Annotated in this window: 21 protein-coding genes and 1 other annotated feature; of the genes, 1 reads left to right on the forward strand and 20 read right to left on the reverse strand. The window is 53.7% G+C overall.

Going from position 1 to position 21,543, the window contains the following annotated elements:
* Positions 1–4: 4 nt before the first annotated feature.
* From AB1S56_RS19895 to AB1S56_RS19940, 10 genes are all read right to left on the reverse strand, one after another.
* Positions 5–946 carry a sugar ABC transporter permease gene (locus AB1S56_RS19895; protein ID WP_340868973.1) on the reverse strand — a complete coding sequence of 314 codons (942 nt, stop codon included), beginning with the start codon at positions 944–946 and terminating at the stop codon, positions 5–7.
* A gap of 321 nt (positions 947–1,267) precedes the next feature.
* A complete protein-coding gene (locus AB1S56_RS19900; protein ID WP_340869157.1) occupies positions 1,268–2,395 on the reverse strand; it encodes a glycosyl hydrolase in 1,128 nt (375 codons plus the stop codon).
* 181 nt (positions 2,396–2,576) lie between these two features.
* Positions 2,577–3,170: a TetR/AcrR family transcriptional regulator gene (locus tag AB1S56_RS19905; RefSeq protein WP_340868972.1), complete on the reverse strand. Its 594-nt coding sequence runs from the start codon at positions 3,168–3,170 to the stop codon at positions 2,577–2,579.
* 67 nt (positions 3,171–3,237) lie between these two features.
* Positions 3,238–4,365 (reverse strand): ABC transporter permease, encoded by a 1,128-nt coding sequence (locus AB1S56_RS19910; RefSeq protein ID WP_340868970.1) that lies wholly within the window; start codon positions 4,363–4,365, stop codon positions 3,238–3,240.
* A gap of 253 nt (positions 4,366–4,618) precedes the next feature.
* Positions 4,619–5,374 carry a twin-arginine translocase subunit TatC gene (gene tatC, locus AB1S56_RS19915; protein ID WP_340869156.1) on the reverse strand — a complete coding sequence of 252 codons (756 nt, stop codon included), beginning with the start codon at positions 5,372–5,374 and terminating at the stop codon, positions 4,619–4,621.
* A gap of 115 nt (positions 5,375–5,489) precedes the next feature.
* Positions 5,490–5,723 (reverse strand): twin-arginine translocase TatA/TatE family subunit, encoded by a 234-nt coding sequence (locus AB1S56_RS19920; RefSeq protein ID WP_340868969.1) that lies wholly within the window; start codon positions 5,721–5,723, stop codon positions 5,490–5,492.
* 30 nt (positions 5,724–5,753) lie between these two features.
* Entirely contained in the window at positions 5,754–6,800 is a 1,047-nt protein-coding gene (locus tag AB1S56_RS19925) for a molybdopterin-binding protein (protein ID WP_340868968.1), read from the reverse strand.
* Positions 6,797–7,291 (reverse strand): MogA/MoaB family molybdenum cofactor biosynthesis protein, encoded by a 495-nt coding sequence (locus tag AB1S56_RS19930; RefSeq protein WP_340868967.1) that lies wholly within the window; start codon positions 7,289–7,291, stop codon positions 6,797–6,799. The genes AB1S56_RS19925 and AB1S56_RS19930 overlap by 4 nt, the downstream gene beginning before the upstream one ends.
* A gap of 22 nt (positions 7,292–7,313) precedes the next feature.
* Positions 7,314–7,799, reverse strand: coding sequence for a cyclic pyranopterin monophosphate synthase MoaC (gene moaC / locus AB1S56_RS19935; RefSeq protein WP_340868966.1), 486 nt, complete (start codon positions 7,797–7,799; stop codon positions 7,314–7,316).
* The gene (locus tag AB1S56_RS19940) at positions 7,777–8,454 is read right to left on the reverse strand and encodes a 5-formyltetrahydrofolate cyclo-ligase (RefSeq protein ID WP_340868965.1); all 678 of its coding nucleotides are present in this window, start codon (positions 8,452–8,454) and stop codon (positions 7,777–7,779) included. The genes moaC and AB1S56_RS19940 overlap by 23 nt, the downstream gene beginning before the upstream one ends.
* Before the next feature lie 147 nt (positions 8,455–8,601).
* Here AB1S56_RS19940 and AB1S56_RS19945 point away from each other — a divergent pair, with 147 nt between their 5' ends.
* Entirely contained in the window at positions 8,602–10,536 is a 1,935-nt protein-coding gene (locus AB1S56_RS19945; RefSeq protein ID WP_340868964.1) for an ABC-F family ATP-binding cassette domain-containing protein, read from the forward strand.
* Positions 10,537–10,598: 62 nt separating this feature from the next.
* Here the strand turns inward: AB1S56_RS19945 and AB1S56_RS19950 are convergent, their stop codons facing one another.
* The 10 genes from AB1S56_RS19950 to tsaE form a co-directional block, all read right to left on the reverse strand.
* Entirely contained in the window at positions 10,599–11,249 is a 651-nt protein-coding gene (locus tag AB1S56_RS19950) for a response regulator transcription factor (RefSeq protein ID WP_340868963.1), read from the reverse strand.
* Positions 11,227–13,509, reverse strand: coding sequence for an ATP-binding protein (locus AB1S56_RS19955; RefSeq protein ID WP_340868962.1), 2,283 nt, complete (start codon positions 13,507–13,509; stop codon positions 11,227–11,229). Before AB1S56_RS19955 ends, AB1S56_RS19950 begins: the two co-directional genes overlap by 23 nt.
* A 139-nt stretch (positions 13,510–13,648) precedes the next feature.
* Positions 13,649–13,825 carry a competence pheromone ComX gene (gene comX, locus AB1S56_RS19960; protein WP_340868961.1) on the reverse strand — a complete coding sequence of 59 codons (177 nt, stop codon included), beginning with the start codon at positions 13,823–13,825 and terminating at the stop codon, positions 13,649–13,651.
* Positions 13,826–13,953: 128 nt separating this feature from the next.
* A complete protein-coding gene (locus tag AB1S56_RS19965) occupies positions 13,954–14,907 on the reverse strand; it encodes a polyprenyl synthetase family protein (RefSeq protein WP_340868959.1) in 954 nt (317 codons plus the stop codon).
* A 196-nt stretch (positions 14,908–15,103) separates the two neighbouring features.
* Positions 15,104–15,847, reverse strand: a complete 744-nt coding sequence (locus AB1S56_RS19970) for an ABC transporter ATP-binding protein (protein ID WP_340868957.1) — start codon at positions 15,845–15,847, stop codon at positions 15,104–15,106.
* A 412-nt stretch (positions 15,848–16,259) separates the two neighbouring features.
* Entirely contained in the window at positions 16,260–17,840 is a 1,581-nt protein-coding gene (locus AB1S56_RS19975) for a 2-isopropylmalate synthase (protein ID WP_340868956.1), read from the reverse strand.
* A 50-nt stretch (positions 17,841–17,890) separates the two neighbouring features.
* Positions 17,891–18,204, reverse strand: a binding site (T-box leader).
* 448 nt (positions 18,205–18,652) lie between these two features.
* Positions 18,653–19,753: a tRNA (adenosine(37)-N6)-threonylcarbamoyltransferase complex transferase subunit TsaD gene (gene tsaD, locus AB1S56_RS19980; protein WP_340868954.1), complete on the reverse strand. Its 1,101-nt coding sequence runs from the start codon at positions 19,751–19,753 to the stop codon at positions 18,653–18,655.
* A complete protein-coding gene (rimI, locus tag AB1S56_RS19985) occupies positions 19,750–20,235 on the reverse strand; it encodes a ribosomal protein S18-alanine N-acetyltransferase (protein ID WP_340869155.1) in 486 nt (161 codons plus the stop codon). The genes tsaD and rimI overlap by 4 nt, the downstream gene beginning before the upstream one ends.
* Positions 20,236–20,237: 2 nt before the next feature.
* Complete coding sequence (gene tsaB / locus AB1S56_RS19990) at positions 20,238–21,044, reverse strand: tRNA (adenosine(37)-N6)-threonylcarbamoyltransferase complex dimerization subunit type 1 TsaB (RefSeq protein WP_340868952.1); 807 nt, start codon at positions 21,042–21,044, stop codon at positions 20,238–20,240.
* On the reverse strand, positions 21,034–21,537 hold the full coding sequence (tsaE, locus tag AB1S56_RS19995) for a tRNA (adenosine(37)-N6)-threonylcarbamoyltransferase complex ATPase subunit type 1 TsaE (RefSeq protein WP_340869154.1): 504 nt from the start codon (positions 21,535–21,537) through the stop codon (positions 21,034–21,036). Before tsaE ends, tsaB begins: the two co-directional genes overlap by 11 nt.
* Positions 21,538–21,543 lie beyond the last annotated feature (6 nt).

The following is a 21,543-nucleotide window of genomic DNA, read 5'->3' on the forward strand; positions in this document are numbered from 1 at the left end:
CTTTCTAGTAATTCACCCATTTTTTCTGCCCGACCCACTGCAGCAGCGTAATCGCCAGCACGCAGAAGAACAAGACGACCGACATCGCGGAGGCTGGTCCGATCTTCAAATTGACGAATGCGGATTCGTACAGATTCCACACAATCATGTTCGTGGAATTCAGCGGTCCTCCTTTGGTCATAACGGCGATCAGGTCGAACACCTTGAAGGTCGATATAATGCCCGTAATGAGCAGGAAAAACGTCGTTGACGACAGCTGCGGGAACGTGATGCTTTTGAACTTTACCCATGTGCCTGCGCCATCGATCTCCGCCGCTTCGTACAGGTCCTTCGGAATCGACTGCAGGCCTGCAATATAGACGATCATATTGAAGCCGATGGCTGTCCAGATCGCAATCATCATAAGCGAAGGCAGCGCATACTTCGGATCGGCAATCCATTTCGGCGGATTCTCGATACCGAGCGACATCAGCGCCTGATTGACCGGACCGGCCGATGGGTGGAACAGCACCTGCCATACAATCGCTACGGCAACGATGCTGGAGATATACGGCATAAAGTATGCAACCTTGAAGAAGCTTTTCATATACACATATTTGTCGATCATAATCGCAAGGAACATCGAAATGGCGAGGTAGATCGGCACAGCCAGCAGGAAGGTTGCATTATTGCGCATAGACTTCAGAAACTTGTCGTCCTGGAACAATCTCTCGAAGTTATCAAAGCCAATAAATTTAATGTGCTGGATGCCCGTCACAAAATTCCAGTCGGCGAGCGATAAGAAGAAGATCGCGATAATCGGAATAAGCGTCAGCACCGTAACCCCGATCAGCATCGGTCCGATGAACAGGAAGCCCGCGATGGTTTCTTTTGTCTGCAATCGGCTCCCTCTGCGTTTGGGAGCTGCCGCCGGCTTGGCCCCCGTTGCCGTCTTTATGGTTTGCATCTGTTCCTCACCTCTTGTCGTTGTCTTATTTGTATTATAGGAAACAACCTTGTCGTTTCTTTAACGTAATTTTGATTGGCTATGCCGTTATTTTGACTTTCTTGGAGGCTCACAGTAATAATCCAGCGGTTCTCGGTCCAGCACAAAAAACCGCATCCCATCCTGACCTGGATCAACCATCTCCATCAGGATAAAATGCGGTAGAAGCATTCTCGTCTTCAACGTTGCGGGCGGCGCGGGCAGAGCTCCTTCATATCAGGTGCTCTTCGTGCGCAGTGGATGATCACGCAGCTCTACTCTTATAATAGCGCAGCCCTCCACTTACCAGAACAGCTCGCCGTGCTTCAGCAGGCGCGAGATGCCCTCCGCAAAAAAGTAATCGCCGTAAATGAGCGGCACATCGATATTTTTCCCTTCCGGATAATGGCTCGTGCCCTGCAGGATGAGACCTTCTTCCCCCACTTGATCCCATGACCCATACTTCATGTAGAGCGCATGCAGCATTCGCTCCCCCTCTTGCTGATACAGACCGCTTTCCGTCTCGTCCACAAACTCCGCGATCAGGAGCAGACCACAGGCTGCGCAAGCTCCCGCAGAAGAATCGCGATATTTCGTTATATCTTCAGGCAATCGGAAATCCCAATGAGGCACGCGGTCCTCGGGCAGATTCGCGATGAAGAAATGCGCCGCCCGCTTCGCCGCCTCCAGATAACGGGCTTCACGGGTATGCTTGTAGCTGAGCGCCATCCCATAGATCGCCCACGCGGTGCCGCGCGACCACGCGGAGTTGGGAGCATAGCCCTGCCCGCCGTTCACGCCAAGCCTTTCACCGGTGTCTGGATCGAAGATGACGATATGATTCACGGAGCCGTCCGGACGGATGAAATGCTCAACTACAGTGTCAGCATGCTCCATCGCCACATGTCTGAAGCGTGGATCTCCTGACGTCTGAGACGCCCAATACAGCAAGGAGAGGTTCATTGCACAGTCGATTATGGCCCAGCCTGCATTGTCCTCGTCAGGACGCCATGGATTCCATGCGCGAATATAGCGACCCTTCACGTTGTAGCGCCCCACCAGCAGATTGGCGGCCAGCATAGCGCGTCTTCTGGAGCCTTCGCCAGCTTCTCCGTCAAGCAGCTTGTGCCGCGCCACGCTCGTCAGCTGCCACATGAACCCCATATCATGATCCAGCTTGTCGTATGCGGCCATCACCTCATCCAGCTGCTGCTCGCAGCTCTCCGCATATGCTCTAAGTCTCTCGTCCCTCGTATCGCGATAGATCAACCACAGCAGACCCGGCCAGAAGCCTGCGGTCCACCAATAAGCGGGCTCCAGCACATATTCGCCATTAACGCTTGCATGAGGGAACCGCGCGCCGATCCGCTCGCTCGTCCGCGACACCTTGGTCACGATTTGGTTCCAAGCCTCTTGCGGCCAGTTGTCCATCATATCCAATCACCCCTATATCATTGTCGCTGCAACCATTAACATGATTCTGCTTCTCCTCTACTCAGTGTAACTCGTCTGCTCTCTGCGGAATAACAAATTTTTGACTTCCGATAACGCAATCTTTACTTCTGATCGCATAAAAAAACCGAATGCAACACCCCGCATCCGGTTTGACCTGTTATTCGTCTTTAAAACGTAAACCGTGCAGGATGAAATCGGTCATATCCTCAATCATCGTCTGCAAATCCGGCCTTTCCTCCTCCTGCAACACCTTCCAATATTCCTGGTCGCGGTGGAAGAGGAGGGTACCTGCTACGGACATGAAGGCAGCGTCCAACGAACGGTATCGGAACAATCCCTGCTTCCGCCCCTCCTCGATCCACTTGCGCAGGAGTCTCCACATGGGCATGACATGCTCTTGAATTTTGTGAATCCGCGGAGAATTCATAATAATCTCCTGCTGTATGATACTAATTAATTGCGGGTCCGCTTGACGAAAAGCAGTGACCTCGCTTATGACCAGCTTCACACCGACTAGCGGAGGCATACTCGCGTCTACGGTCGATAATCGATCATTGGGGAAAAAGACCTCGAACAACGCGCTGAACAAATTTTCTTTGCCGCCGAAATGGTAAGAGACAAGCGCTATATTTACACCCGCTTCCTCGCATATTTGGCGGATCGTAGTGCCGTCGAAGCCTTGCACGGCGAACAGCTTCTTTGCCGCCAGCAATATTTTCATCTTAATGTCCGTATCGCTCGTTACCTTCATGATTACCCTCCGCTTTCCTTCTGTCTGCCGCTTACTTCGATTGATGGCTGACTATGGCGACCTGAGGCTACCTAACCGCACCTCTCTTGAACATAACCGACACAGCGCTCAGAGCGATCGCGGCAAATCCGATGATCGCCAGCATACCGGCGTCGCCGCCGACGCCTGGTCCGCCGAACAAGATGTTCATATTGCCATCTACCGCGTAGGTCGCGGGTAGCGCGGCTCCGAGTCCTGTATAGAAATCGCTTAGCAGCTCCCGCGGCACGATCGCCCCGGAGGACACGAGCTGGACGGACAGCAGCATAATGTTGAACAGCATGCCCGCCATCCCGAACAGGTACAAGAACATTTGCGACACGAACATGAATACGAGCAGGAACAGCAGCTGGAAGCCCCATAAGTGCAGGAATCCTTGCTCCACTTGACCGCCAAGACTAACCAGCAGAGTCGATCCGACCAGCGACACGAGCGTTGCGGATACGACATTGATAAGACTGCGCGCCGCGAACCGGCTCCATTTGCCCGTGCTGGCCGCAATCACCATCGACGATTGCTCCAGGTTCATCCCCATAATCATTGCGCCTACGTAAGACGCGAGCACCATCATCATTGGCACCATCTGATTATTCATGCCTTCGACGACGTTTGTCGACTGTACGTTAGATACGACGCGCTCCGACAAGCTGGCCGATGCGGCCGCCGCCTGCTCCTCCGGCATATTCGCTGCTGCTAGCGTCTGCTGGACGCCCATTTTCACAGCCTGCCTGTTAACCTCAGCCGTTATTTGCGCGGCCGCCCCGCTCATAATGCTCTTGATCAGCGCTGGGTTCGACTCGTTAATATAATAGTCGATGCTCCCCGATCCCGCCGCATCTGCCACTTTCAGCGAGAAGTCCGCCGGGATATGGACAACCATTTGCAGCTTTCTTTCGTCTAGCTCGGTCCTCGCCGCTTCCAACAATTCGAATTCTATCATATCGAACGACAGATTATTCAACAAGTTACCCGCAATTGCACCACCCATAACCGTATCCTCATTGACAATCGCAATACGCAGCTGATCCGTCCGGTCCGTCACCCCGTCGTACCCCGTCATCCAGATAACGGAAAAAATAACTTGGAACATAAACGCGGTAATAATGCCGACCCACGTCGTCGGTCTCTTCATAAATGCTTGCAGCGTGCTTCTCATGCCTACATCTCTCCCTAAGCTATTTAAACAATCGTTTAAAACAACTGTTTAAATTATGCGTCAGCTCTCCCCTATTGTCAAGGCATCCTCTAATCTCAATGACAATTGTATATTTCAATCAGCTAATTGCTCTAACGTTATGTAGACTTGTTAACAATAATGCCTCAACTATTTGTCAGCAGAAATATATAAACAAAAAAATCTGCCTCTCGACAGATTTTTCAATTCCAGCTAGGCCAGCGTTCCCGCCGCTCTATTCATACGCCGTTGCCAGCTTGGCATCCTGCGCCAATTGCTTCTTGTATACAATATCCGACAGAAACAAGCTCAGCTCGTACAGTGCGACAAGCGGAATAATAACAAGCACGTCGGATATGAAATCCGGCGGCGTCACCATAACGCCAATCGCTGCGAGAATGAAATAAGACAGCTTGCGCATCTTGCGCAGCCGCTGCGGATTAATAATCCGTATAGCCGTCAGGAACATAATCGCCAGCGGAAGCTCGAACAGCAGCGATATGGGGATCAGGATGCTGAACAGAAACGTAAAGTATTGGACAATGCCGTACGTTTCCTCCAGGTTCAGCTGCTGCGCGATCGTGCGCGTAAAGCCGAACGCCAGCGGAAACACAACAAAATAGGAAAACGCCAAGCCCACTAAAAACATAATAAGCGCAAACGGCACGTATTTCAGCGTAGAGCGTTGCTCATTCGGCCGAAGAGCCGGCTTGACGAACGCCCATAGCTGATAAGCCGTAAACGGCAAAGTAATAACAAGCGCAATGACCAGCGCAATCTTCATGTACATGCCAATACCGTCCCAGAGCGAGAACGTATGCAGCGCCAGCGTATCCGCGGGCGGCTGGCTCATCAAGAAGTTGTACGCCGGCTTCGCCACGGATAATCCCAGCACCAGTCCAGCCGTCAGTACAATCAACACATAGATCAGACGTTTGCGCAGCTCGCCCAGATGCTCCAGAAGCGGCATCAAGCCCTCCTCCCCAAGCATCCCCTTGCCCCTCGCCGAGGACTGGTCCATCATTCCATTCGCCATTCCCGATTCATGCTCCTTCCACCAAGAGGTCATTCAGCAAGCTCGCCAAGCAAGAAAAAAGCGGGTCCGATTAATCCGGCAGCCGCTTATTTTCCTTCTCGCTATGTTCCGAGCGGGTCACTTCAATCCGACTTTTCTCGGAATCCTTCCGGTCCTCTTCGTCCATCATCTCGCGAGCTCCGGATTTGAATTCCCGCAATGTGCGGCCGAACGCGCGGCCAAGCTCTGGCAGCTTGTTCGGTCCGAACAGCAGCAGCGCCAGCAGCACAAGCAGGATAATGCCCGTTGCACCAATTCCACTCATAAGTAAGCCTCCATATCTTCTCAGTCGGGCCTAGCAGCCGAGGAAGCCGCCGTACCCTAATTCAATAATATCCTCTCGCGTTATTCGATCGCCCGCCAGAATTCTTGGCAGCAGGACGTCGAATGAAGTATAAGGATCATGCATCACGCAGCCAGGCAAGCCCATAATGGGCACCTCGCCCAGATAGCCCATAAGCAGCATGGAACCCGGCAGCATCGGCGTTCCGTAGCTGACGATCTCTGCGCCCGCCGCTCCAATCGCGCCAGGCGTACGATCATCCGGATCTACCGACATTCCGCCTGTTACCAATATCATATCATAGCCTTGGTCCAGCAAGTAGAGGATTTCCTTGACAATTGTTTGTCTATCGTCAGGCGCGAAGCGCTGCTCAGCGACCTCTGAGCCAAGCGCGGACAGCTTAGCTGCCACGGCCGGTCCAAATTTATCTTGAATCCTTCCCTTGAACACCTCGCTGCCAGTCGTCAGCAAGCCTGCCCGCATGCTCCGTAATGGGCGGACAGTAATCGGTGCCTTACCGTGCCGCTCGGTATATTGGGCGGCAATCGCCTCCGCCTGCTCTACCTTGGCGCGGGGCACAACAAGCGGAATCGCTCTCGTCGCAGCCAGAGCTGATCCAGCTTGAACAACCGTATGCGTCTTCACCGTCGCTAGAGCGATTTCGCCCAGACGGTTGATCGCTTCGACAACGCCCCGGTCGATCTGGGCAAGACCAAGTATCGGAGATTTAAGACTGACCTTCCCTTCATGGGGCTCCGACAGCATAAGCGAGGAATCTGCCAGCGATTGCGCCATCCGCTGAGCCGCGTCATCCTCGTGCAAATCCCCATCGCCAAGCTCCATAATGTAGATATGCTCCTTGCCGATATCCAGCAAATCCGGAATGTCGGCTTCTGTAATGAGATGCCCGCGCTTGAACAGTCTTCCCTTGAACTGTCCCGGTAGGATACGGGTCAGGTCATGCGCCAGCCTGAGTCCAATGGCCTCGTGCACCGGAACCTCCTTCAGGCTGGTGGACCCGCCTCCTCCTTGATTTCCATCTATTTCCGCATTCATCATCCGTTATGCTCCCCCAGTTGACCGGACAATATGCCAAGCGCATGAGGCAGCTGATCCATAATCGCCATCAAGCTTTCATGGACGCCCTTCGGGCTGCCTGGAAGGTTGACGATCAGTGAGCTGCCGCGAATGCCGCAGACGCCTCGGGACAGCATAGCTCGCCTGGTCTTCTGCAAGGCGCCCATTCTCATGGCTTCAGCCAAGCCCGGCACCTCACGGTCAATCACCTTCAGCGTCGCTTCAGGCGTAATATCCCTTGGAGCGAGCCCCGTACCGCCCGTCGTAAGCACAAGATCCGCTTGATAATATTCCGTCATCTCGATGATGGCCGCCATGATCTCGTCCTGCTCGTCAGGCACAATACGATAATCCACGATAACGCCGCCCAGCTCCTCCTCGACCAGCTCTCTGATAACCTGAGCGCTCGTATCCTCCCGTTCTCCTCGCGAGCCCTTGTCACTTGCCGTCAACATAGCAACCTTCCACTGCATATCCCATTCCTCCCGTCTCTATTTATGATTGTGGGTTGTCCAGCCGCTGATAATCCCCGCTCTTGCCGCCCGTCTTGGCCATAAGCTGGGTCGGACCGATGACCATGTCCTTCTGCAGAGCCTTGCACATATCGTATACGGTAAGCGCCGCCGCGGATACCGCCGTGAGCGCCTCCATTTCTACCCCTGTTTTGCCTTTTGTCCGAACAGTACCTTCTATGTAAAGCTCGTCCAGCCCGTTATCGCTGAACGCAATATTAATGCCTGTAAGCGCCAGCGGATGGCACATCGGAATCCAGTCTGACGTTTTTTTTGCTGCCATAACTCCTGCAACCTGAGCAACCGCAAGCACATCACCCTTGCCAATTGTGCCTGCCTTGATTCTCTCCAACGTTTCCCGATACATGCGTACCGTCGTTTGGGCGGTCGCCTCGCGGACGGTAATCTCCTTATCGGAGATATCCACCATTCTGGCCCGGCCCTGTTCATTGAAATGGGTTAGTTCCATTCCTGCCGCCCCCTTCTGATATGCTGCGCGAATCCATGAATGAATCCCGAAGATAGATCGCCTTCTCAGTCACAACGCCGTCCAAGCGAAGATCATGCCCTTCCATCGGTACACGTTCTACAAGCTGCGCCTCAAATCCTGCACCTATCCACCAAATCCTCACACCTTGCTCGGCAGCGCTGCGATTCGCAGCTTCGGCGTAACGGTCATAATAGCCCGCTCCGTATCCCATCCGGCCGCCCATACGATCAAAAGCGAGGCCAGGGACAACGACCAGCTCCGGCCATCTCGAGCCAGGAAGCTCCGTCATCCTGCTGGGGTCGGGCTCCATAATGCCGTACGCGCCGGACTTAAGCTGCTCCCATTCTGTGAAGGCATACAGCCCCATCGAATAATCAGCAGGCTTGCAGCGAGGCAGGATAACCTCCACTGACATCTGCCAGCACCTTTCTATGAAAGCTCGCAGGTCAAGCTCACTGCGGAAGGAAGAGTAGACCATGACAGTCCCAATGCCTTGCGCCTCCACCCATGCCGCTAGCCTTGCGCTGGCCTCGACGGAGGCTTGCTCTCGCCATTCGGCGCCTAGCGCGTCTCTCGTGCTCGCCCACTGCTTTCTAAGCGTTTTTTTGTCCGGCTGCTCCGATTCCCGTATCATCCCATGACATCCCTGTTCGTATCGTTATGTTTCTTGTAGTGTACCATTGTTATGCAAGTTTCGCCAATGCGGGCGCTAGTTTGTGGTAAACTAGAGGGGTGTATGCAATTAGTCCTGTTGTCATGATGAAGCGGAGGTTCCCAAAAAATGTTATTGCAAGTATCCCATATATCCAAGAGCTATGGCGTAAGCCCTATTCTGTCCCAAATCTCCATGCAGGTGCTGGAGAAGGAGAGGATTGGCCTTGTTGGCGTCAACGGCGCAGGCAAGTCCACTCTGCTCAAAATTATAGCCGGCGAGATTACCCCCGACTCCGGCGACATTCATAAGCCGAAGGACCTGAAGCTTGGGTATCTCGCGCAGAACAGCGGACTGCAATCCGATCGTTCTATTATAGAGGAGATGCGCGCGGTGTTCGCCCATCTTCTGCAGGCCGAGCAGGAGCTTCGCGAGCTGGAGATCCAGATTGCCGATCCTAACCTGCACGCCGACGAAAAAAAATATGCCGATATACTGGATCGTTACGCCAAACGCTCCGATTGGTTCAAGGAAAACGGCGGCTTCGAGATCAACACGCGTATTAACAGCGTGCTTCATGGCATGGGCTTCGGCAGCTTTGATCCCGCCACCCCGATATCCACATTAAGCGGAGGACAGAAGACGCGGCTTGCGCTGGCGCGCATCCTTCTACAGGCTCCGGACCTGCTAATGCTCGATGAGCCTACCAACTACCTGGACATCGAGACGTTAACCTGGCTGGAGAGCTACCTTCGCGGCTATCCCGGCGCGATTGTCGTCGTCTCTCATGATCGTTATTTCCTCGACGCGCTTGCCGACACCATTATTGAAATCGAGCGTCATCAGGCCAAACGGTATACGGGCAACTACAGCCGTTACCTGGAGCTCAAGGCGGCGGATTACGAAACGAATCTGAAGCATTACGAGAAGCAGCAGGAAGAGATTGAGAGAATGGAGCAGTTCATTCAGCGCAATATTGTCCGAGCTTCAACAACGAAGCGCGCTCAGAGCCGCCGCAAAGCGCTGGAGAAGATGGAGCGTGTGGACAAGCCTCTCGGCGACTTGAAGAAGGCTCATTTCTCATTCGAGATTGAACGAATGTCAGGCAAGGATGTGTTAACTGTCGAAGGGCTGTCCGTCGACTTCCCGGGACGGGAGAAGCCTCTATTCCGCAATGTGAGCATGAAGCTGACGAGAGGCGAGACGGTTGCTCTGATCGGACCTAATGGCATAGGCAAATCGACGCTGCTGAAGACGCTGGTGGGACAGCAGGAGGCAACAACTGGCATTATCCAATTCGGCGCGCATGTGAAGCTTGGCTATTACGATCAGGAGCATACGCGGCTCAATCCGCAGAACACCATTCTGGAGGAGCTGTGGAGCGAATATCCCCATCTGGAAGAAACGCGTATTCGTACCGTATTGGGGAACTTCCTGTTCAGCGGCGAAGACGTGCTGAAGCGGATCTCTTCCTTAAGCGGCGGCGAGAAGGCTCGCGTATCCTTGTCGAAGCTTATGCTTGCCGAAGCCAATCTGCTCATTCTGGATGAGCCGACCAACCATCTCGACTTATTCAGCAAGGAAGTGCTGGAGTCCGCCCTGCTGGATTATGAAGGCACCCTGTTATTCATTTCCCATGACCGATATTTCCTTAATAAGATGGCCGAGCGTATTGTCGAGCTGAGTCCAGATGGCATCACGCATTTCCTGGGAAATTATGACGAAATGTTGGACAAGAAACGCGAGCTGGAAGAGGAGGAGCAGGAAGCGAACGCCTCTCGCAACGCCGCCAAAAGACCGCCCGGAGCAGCAGCCGCCCCGGCGCCTACCTCCTATGAAGCCGAGAAGCAGGCTAAGCGAGAGGAACGGAATCGTCAGCGCAAGGCTGAGCAGCTGGAGGCTGAGATCGCAGCGCTGGAGGCGCAAATCTCCGAGCTAGAGGAAAGTCTTGCTGATCCCGAAGTGTTCGGCGATTATAAGAAGGTGCAGGAGCTTCAGGTTGAGATCGAAACCAAACGTTCAGCGCTGGCCCAGGCCTATGAGCAATGGGAGCAATATATGTAGACTCACAAAACGGCAGCCTCCTGGACTAGGTTCAGGAGGCTGCCGTTTTGCACTTTCTTTCTCTAATATTTCTCAAGGCTGATCAGCCCGAGCCGCTTCGCTTCCCGTATCGCTTCGGAACGGGAGCGTACGTTCAGCTTCTCAAAAATCTTGGTAAGCTGATACTCGACATTCCGTTGGCTAACATGCAGCAGGGTAGCAAGCTCCTTGTTGCTGATGCCTGTAGCTACCTCATTCAGAATGGCTATCTCCCTATCATTAATCGACACGTCCTCAATCGACAATTCCGCCCGGGAGATGGCTACTTCATTCCGTCGAAGCTGCTTCAGCAGAGAGATTGGAATGACCGCCTCGCCTCTAAGCGCGGAGCGTATGGCATTATGCAGCTGCTCGCGTGAAGCAGTCTTGGATATGAAGCCGGACACGCCCGATTCCACCAGCAGGTTAAAGTGTGTTCCAATCTCATAGCCGGAATAGATGATAACCTTGCATTCCGGATCATTCTGAATCAGCCGCTTGGTCAGCTCCAGTCCGCTAATGGCCGGCATATTCAAATCGCATAATATAATGTCGAATGTCTCGTTCTTGACATTGTCCATGGCTTCCAGCGCCGACAACGCAACCGTGACCTTCATTTCGTCATCCTGCTCAATCATCGTTCTTGTTCCTTCAACAACCGATGGATGATCATCAACTAATAAGATACGAATCACGCGATATTCCCCTCTCAGATAATCCGTTGGACATAATAAGCGGCATCAGGATAATCACCTCAAGGCCTTGATCCCGTTCGGAATAGAAGGAGATATCGCCTTCCAGACTCGCTACTCTCTCCTTGATTCCCGACAGCCCCATATGCTCGAACGACTCTGTCATTTGATTCAGCTCCATCCCTACACCATCATCCTTGTAGCGGAAATAGATGGTGCCTTCCCGAAGCTCCAGCTCTAACTGCACCACCTTGGCATTCGCATGCTTGTCGGCATTGCGGAGCAGCTCCTGGACAATCCGATAAATGGCGGTAATCTGCTCTTCATCCATGGTCTCCAGGAATGATGTCGAACGGAAACGAACGTCGAAGTTTACCCGCATCTGCATATGCTCGATAATGGATTCGACTGCCTCCACAACGCCCATCTCCTTCAACAACGGCGGCCGGAGCTCATTGCAGGTTTCCCGAATCTGATGAATGACATCCAGCAAGCCTTCCTTAATCTGCTCAAGCTCATCCCCCAGCTTGTCCGAAATGGGATGATCCATCATAACAGCCTCCAGCTTCCGGTACCAAATCAACTGATCCTGAAGAGCGGAATCATGCAAATCGGCAGCCAGCTTGCGCCTCTCGTTCTCCGATAAGCAGAAGAGCATCCGCAGCACCCAAGGCGAGGTCGTCTGCTCCTTGCGCACCTCTGATTCCAAATCTTCTATTAAACCCTCTATTAAATAGAGATTCTCAAAGACGACGCTTGAATAATTAGCCATCGTCTTCAGCCATCTCATCTCATCCGAATTGAAGCGTGTGTGGTTCGTCTTCATACCGATCCACAATATATGATAGCGGGAGCGCTGCTTCCCGATGACCATGCCCAGACCATATGGCAGATCAATCAATTCGCCCAGCTTCAGCGAGTTCACAATGCCAAGAAGGAAATCCGCGGTGATGCTCTCTTCATCGTTGGTCGAGCTGGGATAGACGGCTTGCTCCGATGGATCCACCACCAGGAAGGTAATACGATTGACCGGCAGAAGGGAGCTGATCTCTCCCTTGAGCACCGCTTCCAGATCAGACTGCTTCATAACTTTGGCGATGCTGCGGGAGAAGCGATCCAAGCTGTCCTGATAGCTGTACATGGCTTTGAATATTTTCGGTCGGAACCGATGGTCGATCTGCTCCTTGGCGTATAGAAACAAGGTCATGCCAATGAACAAAGCCAAGCCAAGCGGAAACCAGTTGGACCACAAGTCTTCATCCTTATTCATATCCAGCATGAACAACGCCGCTCCCGATACCAGAAAAGCCGGCAGTAAGGACAAGGCGGTATAATATTTGAATCTGGTTAATATAAAATCAATGTCGAACAGCTGGTTCGACGTGGATAGATAGAAATAGACAATGGGCAGAACAAACAAAAACAGCGCGGTGAAGGCCGCGGGCATGATCTGCTTCTGCCCAAGCAGGAGCGGCAGCAGATTCATGGTCGTGAACGGCGTAAACGCCACAAGATGCGAAACCAGCGTAATCGTGAACAACGACTTCAGCTTGCTGCGTCTGTGCTTGATGAACTTGTAGGCCAGCCAGTACATGCACAGGGCATTCCCGAGCAGGATAACCCCGCTATAAGCCATCTTAATGGATGAAAGCACTTCGAACTGGAATAGATCCGTCCAAATATACACAAGACTAATGAAGCTTACTGAGCCCGCAATAACAAATAACGCGCGCAGAAACGCCTTGCTTATAAATCGCTCATCAAATCGCTTCAAATATATATTCATGAAATGCATAAAGATAAGGGGAATGGCGGGCAGAACGGTATAAATAATGGACAGGCCCACCGGATCGCTGCGGTATGACGCCGCAGAGCTATAATAACCAAAACCGATTGACATAAAAAAAAGAATTAAAGTCCTGGCCGCTGGGTCATTCTTCCGTTTCGCGTATAGAAAGCCTGAGAACGCAAAAAAGATCAATAACGAAATGCCAGGTATATATAATTGAAGCAGCAGCTCGGTCGCTGTATGCTCATTCGTCCAGCCTTTGGGGAAACGGATCAGAGCGCTTGTGCCGTCCGCATGAACCACCAGCACATTGTCCGCATACTCTACCGAATGATATTTGTATACGTTGCCGTACAAATGCGCGGGCTCGCCATTCACTTCCACAATCCGGTCGCCCGGCCGAATACCCATTACCTTCCCTTGGCTCGCAGGCTCCACGGATTGCACAACGTAGCTTTCATCCGCTGCCTTCATGACCACAACGCCGATTGAAGGGATTCGTACGATAACTAACGTTAAATAAAACAAAAGAAAAGCAAAGGCTAAAACGAAGAGGATTGCATATATTTGGTTTGATCTGGCCGGTCTCATGCAATCCTCATCCTTTCAGGCTCTAGTCCCACATGTAGGAATACCCGTTTTCTTTGTTGTTCTTGTCCTTCTCTGCGAGCTCATCAAGAAGCGCATGCTGTTCCGCTGCCGTCATGCCGGCGAATTGAAGTTGTCCCGACATTGCAAGCGAAAACCTCTCTCTGCTGCCCGCTAACTGACGAATTGCTTCTTTCAACATTGTAACTCCTCCGCCTCTCTAAAATCCATAATAATATAGTACCTTTTTACTATATCAAGGAGGAAAAGAGTGGGGAACGCTAACGTATTTAGTATTTTCCGAAATGACTTTTGCGTGGTTTGCGGGATTTATAGCTCCATTTCACTTGCCACATAGCCTGCCGTTAACGCCAGCAGCCTGCTCTTCCAGCCTTCGTCCGCGTCCATCTCTTCGACAAGCTTCGCGAACCGATTATAGTGCATTCGACTCACAACCGCACCATAGAGGCTGGCGCCTGATTGCTGGCAAGCTTGAAGAAACAGCTCTCTCTTGTCCCTAAGATCAGCTTCCGTCAGCCGGCCCCCATAATAATCTCGAATCCAGACAGCCTGCTCATCGTCCCATTCCAGGAGATAGATCGAGACCAGCGTCCATTTGCGTTGGAGGAAGTCGCTTTTGTCGTCCCATCTCAGCATATCTCTGGCATCGTTGCTTAGCTGGGCCGCCATGCCGAGCTCCTTCGCATAATTCGCCACGCTCTCGTCCCAGCCGCGCCCCGCCAGCATGACGCCGGCCATGCAAGCCCAGACCATGAGTGAAGCCGATTTCCCTTCAATCATCTCGAGATAAGCCTCTTCCGTCCGAATATCGTTCTCGAGATCCAGCATCTGGCCATTCGCGGAACGAAGCAGCTGCCGGTTCGTCATAGCCGCCAGCCTTCCCCGCAGCTCGTCATTCGGGGCCGCATCAAGCAACACCTGCTGGGCAAGCGTAACAAGTGCTGTCGCGATATGTATCGAGCTCGCAAGCGGCACGTTCATCCAAGGCTTGTCTTTGGCGTCGCCATCCTCTAGATCGTCGAGAATGTCCGATGCCAGAATGAACAGCTCTACTCCCGCTGATGCCGCATCCATATCCGCTCCTTTGCCGCTGAACATGCCGTAATGAATGGCGGTCAATTGCCCGAACAGCATGTTGTCCTCCAGCTTGGACGCAAGAAAGAACAGCGCCGTGCGGCGCATCGGCTCGGCTGTAAACCAAGTCTCGATGCATTCGCTCATGCGCTGTCCTATTCTCGCCTTCCATTCCTTCCGATCCGACATAGGACTGCCTCCGATTCCAGCTATCTAGCTCCTATTATACTATGAGTGCCTGTCGGAAGCATCCTTCCTCTTGCGCTTCACCCACTCCCCCTCGCTTCGTTTGCTTAAGATTAGAGCAATCAGCTCCATTCTCTGCTGCACTAGACGCTTCTGTTTCTCAGAAGATGAATTGTCGAGCTGGCCAGGGTCTGGTGACTTAAATGCCAACACCTCCCGCTTCGCCGACGGCGAAATGCATATATACGGCCTCCAGCGTAAGTCCGCCTCCCGGAAGGCTGTCGATTAAACGGGCGGGGCTGTCGCATGCGGCCATTGCGCCTTGCCGGAGTACCAGGATCCGATCGCAGCAGTGCTGCATCAAGGACATATCATGCGACGCGATAATAATAGTCTTCCCCTCTGCGCGAAGCGCCTCCAGCATGGACCAGTACTCCCGCTTCGCCTGTGCGTCCAGTCCTGTTGTCGGCTCATCCAGGAAGATAAGCTTCGGATCATGCACGATGGCGATCGCCAGCAGAGCCAGCTGCTTCACGCCTCCCGGCAAGCTGCGAATCCACTTGTCCTCATACGGAAGCAGATCGAACCGCTCCATATGTGAATCGATGTCGAAGCTTCCGGAATAAGCGCTCTGAATGGTCTCCATCGCTTCCCTTACAGTCATTCGCTCGACAAAAGAGGAGCCATGTGCCAAAACGTTCATCTGCCGCCTCAGCTTGTCCGCCTCCAGCAGCGCATCCAGTCCAAGAATGCGCACATTCCCGACATCGGGCTGCAAATGGCACGACAGAAGCTCCAGCAGAGTGGATTTGCCTGCCCCGTTCTTCCCGATCATTCCGAACAACTCGCCTTGCCGCACCTGAAAGGATAGCTGCTTCACCGCATTATTCCCGTCGTATGCCTTGCCGATGCTGTCCACCTGAATAATTGCCGCTTTATCCATTCGGTCTTCCTCCGTTAGGGATGATTACTTTTAACGATAGCCGATCCCCACGTCTTTTTCACCGAAAACATCATTTGTAATTCACGCAAACAAGCTTGCGCTCCGAAAGCCAAATCTGTTATACACAGGCTTATCCACATCGGTGAATAAATTGTTTGTGAATTCTGTCGATATTTATAACGAATAGGAACGATTTATGTGGAGAAAAGCAAGCTATATCGCATCACCTCCTTATTCGCAATAAAGAACGTGGACAATTATTCACGTTATACACATTATCCACAATGTGCCTGTGAAAAAACTGTCCACGTTTCCATTTACGTTCTCTTTACTTTAAAGCTAATGTTAACGGGGGTTAGCGCGTTTTATCCACAGAACGCTGTTGATATGTGCGCAACCTTGTTCACAACCCCTATCGGAGTATGCGTCGGCTTTCCTTCGCCCCGCCTGCATGATCCTCCTCGCGGGCGCGGCCCGCTGTCATAATGGCTTGATTGCAGGCTGAAATATACGCTTGCGCGGATGCTAATATAACATCCTTATGAATGGAGGTGCCCCGGTAACGTTTTCCACTGTGGATAATACTGACAACCGCTTCGCCATATGCCCCTTCGCCTGTGGACAACGAATGCAGCTCCAGATCCTCGAATGCGATCTCCGCCGGAATCGCTTGGCTAATGGCCCCAATGACCGCCTCCACGGGTCCCTCGCCTATAGCCGTATAAGAATGGTCCGTCCCACGCTCGTTGTTCCGGATTGTCGTTGTCGCGCTTCTCGCACGCTGAGTGCCCGCATGCACTTGAAGATCAATTAGAGCGTAAGGATCGGGACGCGTTTGGGTCAGATCGCCCGCCATTTGGATCAGCTGATCATCCGTCACTATTTTTTGGCCGTCCGCCACCTCCTTGAAACGTCCATAAATCGATTTCAGCTGCTCCTCGGTCGTCTCAATGCCATATTCCTCTAGACGATGCTTGATCGCGTGGCTGCCGGAATGCTTGCCCAGAATAATCATGCTTCTGGATATGCCCATTGCGGCGGGATCCATAATTTCATAAGTGCTCCGGTTTTTCAGCAGACCATCCTGATGGATGCCGGATTCATGCTGGAAGGCGTTCCGACCTACGATCGGCTTGTTGTAGGCAATTGGAAAATTCATCGTTCGGCTTACGATGCGGGAGGTCTCGTATATTTCGCCGATTCGAATGCCCGTCTCCGCACCCAGCGCGTCCTTGCGGGTCTCAATCGCCATAACCAGCTCCTCCAGCGAGCAGTTGCCCGCCCTCTCTCCGATTCCGTTCACCGTCACCTCGATCTGCGTCGCTCCCGCCTCGATGGCCGCCAGGCTGTTGGCTACAGCCAAGCCCAAATCGTTGTGGCAGTGCGCGCTGTAACGCACCGTATCCCCGCCCCTTGCTTCCTTTCGGACCGAGCGGAATAAGCTCGCCATTTCATTCGGCATAGCGTAGCCCAGCGTATCGGGCAAATTAATAATGGTGGCTCCCTCGCTAATAACCGCCTCCACCAGCTCGATAACGAACTCCCGTCCCGAGCGCGAAGCATCCATTGCAGAAAATTCGATCTCATTCACGAATTGCTTGCCATAGGCGACCATCTCCCGGGCAATTTGAACGACCTCGTCCCGCGATTTGCGAAGCTGATGATTCAGATGAATATCCGAAGAGGAGATGAACAGATGCAGTCGTCGACGTGCGGCATCCTGCGTAGCCTGTACCGCAGCATCAATATCCGCTTTGACTGCTCTTGCGAACCCGGCAATCTCAACCTGCTGCAGCTCTCTTGCAATTTGCTGAACGGCCGCGAATTCGCCGGGGCTCGATACGGCGAAGCCCGGCTCAATGACGTCAATACCCAGCCTCGCAAGCTGGCGGGCGATGATGATTTTTTTCTCCGGCGCGATGGATGCACCTGGCGACTGCTCGCCGTCTCTCAAGGTCGTATCGAAAATTTGAATTTTTTGGGGTTGGCTCATGGTATGCTCCTCCTTCAACGTCTAAAACAAATAAAGCCTGCCGTCTCCGTAAAAGAGACGACAGGCTTGCCGTGGTACCACTCTCATTGGCTGCTGATCGACAGTTGCGCCAAAGGACGCCTAACGTCCCTCGGCCGCGATCTTGCAGCCCGCTTCCAGCTGGATATCGGCAGCCAACCGTATCGAAGTAGCGTCGGGCCGCCGGCGTCCCGGCCTGCCTTTCGTTCCTTCCATCCGCTCCCAGGCGAGATTCAAGCATTCGCTTCGACTGCGTCGCACCAACCCGCAGCTCTCTGTTCGGCGGCCTCTATGGAGGCTCGCCGAGTCCGGCTATCGCTTTACTGCTCCTGTTCCTCGCGTTTCCCTATTTACTTCAAACCAGACAACAAGAAAAGCCCGTCGTCTCCTTATGCAAGAGACGACAGGCTATAATGACCCGCGCGGTACCACCCTTGTTGACTCGCCTTCATCCGCAATCGAAGATGCCAGCGTGCCCACCTTAAGCACGGGACTGCCCAAGCGGCCTCATCCCATGCACCTCTTCACGGAGGTTAACCGTAGCCATGTACACAAGCCTGGCCTATTGCGCCACTCGGCTTCTCCACAGCTCCGCTCCCAGGCGAGCTTCAAACCAATCTTCGTCCGCGTTCCACCAGCCCGCGACTCTCTGAAAGACCCAATTGGCTTTACTATTCCTGTTCCCAGCGTTTCGTCGATATACGTTTCGAAGTATTGCTGCTTATTATAGGCCATCCATTATTGTCTGTCAATTCTGAATTCTATTCTAATTAGCCTAATTATCCAATCGCCAATCAGCATGGCACGGTGCCGCATGCGGTTACCGACCAGCTCTCAAGCGGCAGCGCGGGATCTGCCTTCATATCGAGCTCCGTCCATTGCGACCGCTTCAGCTTCAGATGGGCAGCTGCTCCGATCATGGCGGCATTATCCGTACATAGATTGCCCGGAGGAATGAGTAGCTCAATTCCCTCTTCGTCACACCGAGCCGCAAGCGCTGCTCGCAGGCCGCGATTAGCGGCGACACCGCCACAGAGAAGCAGCTGACGGGCATCGTATTCGCGAACCGCGCGGAGCGCTTTCACGACCAGCACGTCAATAACGGACTCCTGGAAGCCTCTTGCCAGCGCCGCCTCATCCAGCGGCAGACCTTTCATGCGCGTCTGATTAATGGCTGCCAGCACAGCCGATTTCAAGCCGCTGAAGCTGAAATCGTAGCTGCCTTGCTCCAGCCATGCTCTTGGAAGCTCCATTGCATGGCCCGCCTGAGAGGCAAGCTTGTCGATATGTGGTCCACCGGGATAAGGCAGCTTCAACGCCCGCGCTACCTTGTCATAAGCCTCGCCCACCGCGTCGTCGCGCGTACGGCCGACGACCTGGAATCGCCCTTCGCTCTCCAGCAGCACCAGCTCCGTATGGCCGCCGGAGACAACAAGCGCCATGCAAGGATAACGCAGCTCATGCACCAATGCATTCGCGTAGATATGACCCGCAATATGATGTGTGCCGATGAGCGGGATATCAAGAGCCATCGCCAGGCTTTTTGCCGCCACAATGCCAACCAGCAGCGCGCCAACAAGACCCGGTCCCTGTGTGACGGCGATGGCCGACAGCTCTCGCATGGAACAGCCCGCTTCACGAACGGCCTGCTCCATAATAAGCGTAATGGTCTCCACATGCTTGCGGGACGCAATCTCCGGTACGACGCCGCCGAAGCGGACATGAACGTCGATCTGGCTCGATACGACATTCGACAGAATCCTCTTGCCGCCTTGGATGACGGCTGCGGACGTCTCGTCGCAGCTTGTTTCGATGGCCAGAATTAAGGCATCGTCGAAGCTCCTCTCGTCTGCTGCCGTCGTGTGCGCCTGCGCCGTCTCTTTGTCGATCGTCATTCCTCTTCTCCCCCCTTCAAACCGGTTTGATCCAGCTCTGCCCACATGATCAGCGCGTCCTCCTGATTGTCGGAATAATATTGGGGACGTATGCCCGCCGGCTCGAAGCCATATTTCTGATATAGACGCTGAGCCGTCATGTTGGAGACTCGAACCTCCAGCGTCATACGAGCCGCGCCAAAAAAAACAGCCGTCCGCTGCAGCTGGTCCAGCAGCCTGTTCCCAAGCCCTTTCCCACGCATATCCGCGCGAATGGCAATATTCGTAATATGGGCTTCATCCATAATGACCCACATCCCTCCGTAGCCAAGGACACTTCCACTGTCCTCCATAACCAGGTAGCGCGCGAACATATTGTTCGTAAGCTCGTTCAGGAACGCGTCCTCCGTCCACGGGCTGGTGAAGGCTTCCTGCTCAATGGCCAATATAGCCGGAATGTCCTCCTTGGTCATCGTCCGATAAATGAGCTTATCCGTATCCATGCTCATTGCTGCTCACCGCCGGCTTGTCTGGCTTCAAGCTTCACTTCCGCTTCCGTCAGCTGCGTATAATTCGGAGCGAACGTATGAACGTTCTCCGTCAAACCGGCAGACAGCTGGCGCATGCCCAGCTGAGCCAGGAACCGCCCCTTGAGCACATGGGGCAGCACATGCACCGCGATGCCTGCCGCCTCTCCGGCAGTCTGCAGCTTCCCTGCCGCTTCGCCGTGCAGAGAGGGGTCCCCCGTCAGCCATATGACAGGGCGTTCCTCGCCCTGAAGCTCCTTCGCCTCACGGACAATATCGTCCACCCAATCCAGCATGATGCGTACGCCGTCTTCCCTGAATCGACACCAGCCTGCTCCTATGCTCCCCTTGAACGCAGCGCCGTAGACTTGACCTCTTCGCGCATCCATGACGGGAATGACCCAATGCGCGCCAGTCAGCTTATTGAACAGCTCGCCTTCCTTCGCGCCGATTCCTTCATGCAGCGCGCCGTAAGCGATCGCTTCCAGACTGGAGATGCCCACCAGCGGCTTCTCCCATACCCAGGCCAGCGTCTTGGCCGCCGTTACAGCTATGCGCATGCCCGTATACGAGCCGGGGCCGCTCCCTACAACAATCGCGTCCAGCTCATCTCTGCCGACACTCGCTTGCTTCAGCATCGCTTGCACATGTGTAATCACATGCACGGAATGATTGCGTTCCGCGATGGATTCGATCTCCGCCAGCACCTCGCCCCCTCGCAGCACCGCCGCAGACATCGCAGCCGTCGACGTATCGAGCGCAAGCACCGTTCCGTTATACCTCATTCTGTTCCGTCGCTCCCATCTTGTTCCATTCTCTGCACCAAGCAGCGTAAGGCTCGCCTACCCCCGTCAACCTAATGGCCCGCGCCTCGCCGCCCAGATGCTCGATATATAGCTCCAGCCGATTGGGAGGCAGCAATTCCTCGATGAGACTCGCCCATTCGACGAGGGTCACGCCTTCTCCGTAGAAGTAATCATCCAGCCCTAGATCATCGGCCTCCTCCGGCGACAGTCGATACACATCCATATGATAGAGAGGCAGCTTCTCGCCGCTATACTCCTTAATAATCGTGAAGGTCGGACTGTTCACAATGCCTTTGACGCCAATTGCGGCGGCGAACGCTTGCGAGAACGTCGTTTTCCCTGCGCCCAGATCGCCGTCCAGCGCGATGACGGCACCGGGGAAGGCTTTGGCCGCTACTCGGGCAGCCAGCCCTATCGTCTCTTGAAGCTCCTTCACTTCCCATACCGCCTGCGAGCTTGCTCCATGCTCCATCTTCTT

This window comes from Paenibacillus sp. PL2-23 (assembly GCF_040834005.1).
Lineage (GTDB): Bacteria > Bacillota > Bacilli > Paenibacillales > Paenibacillaceae > Pristimantibacillus.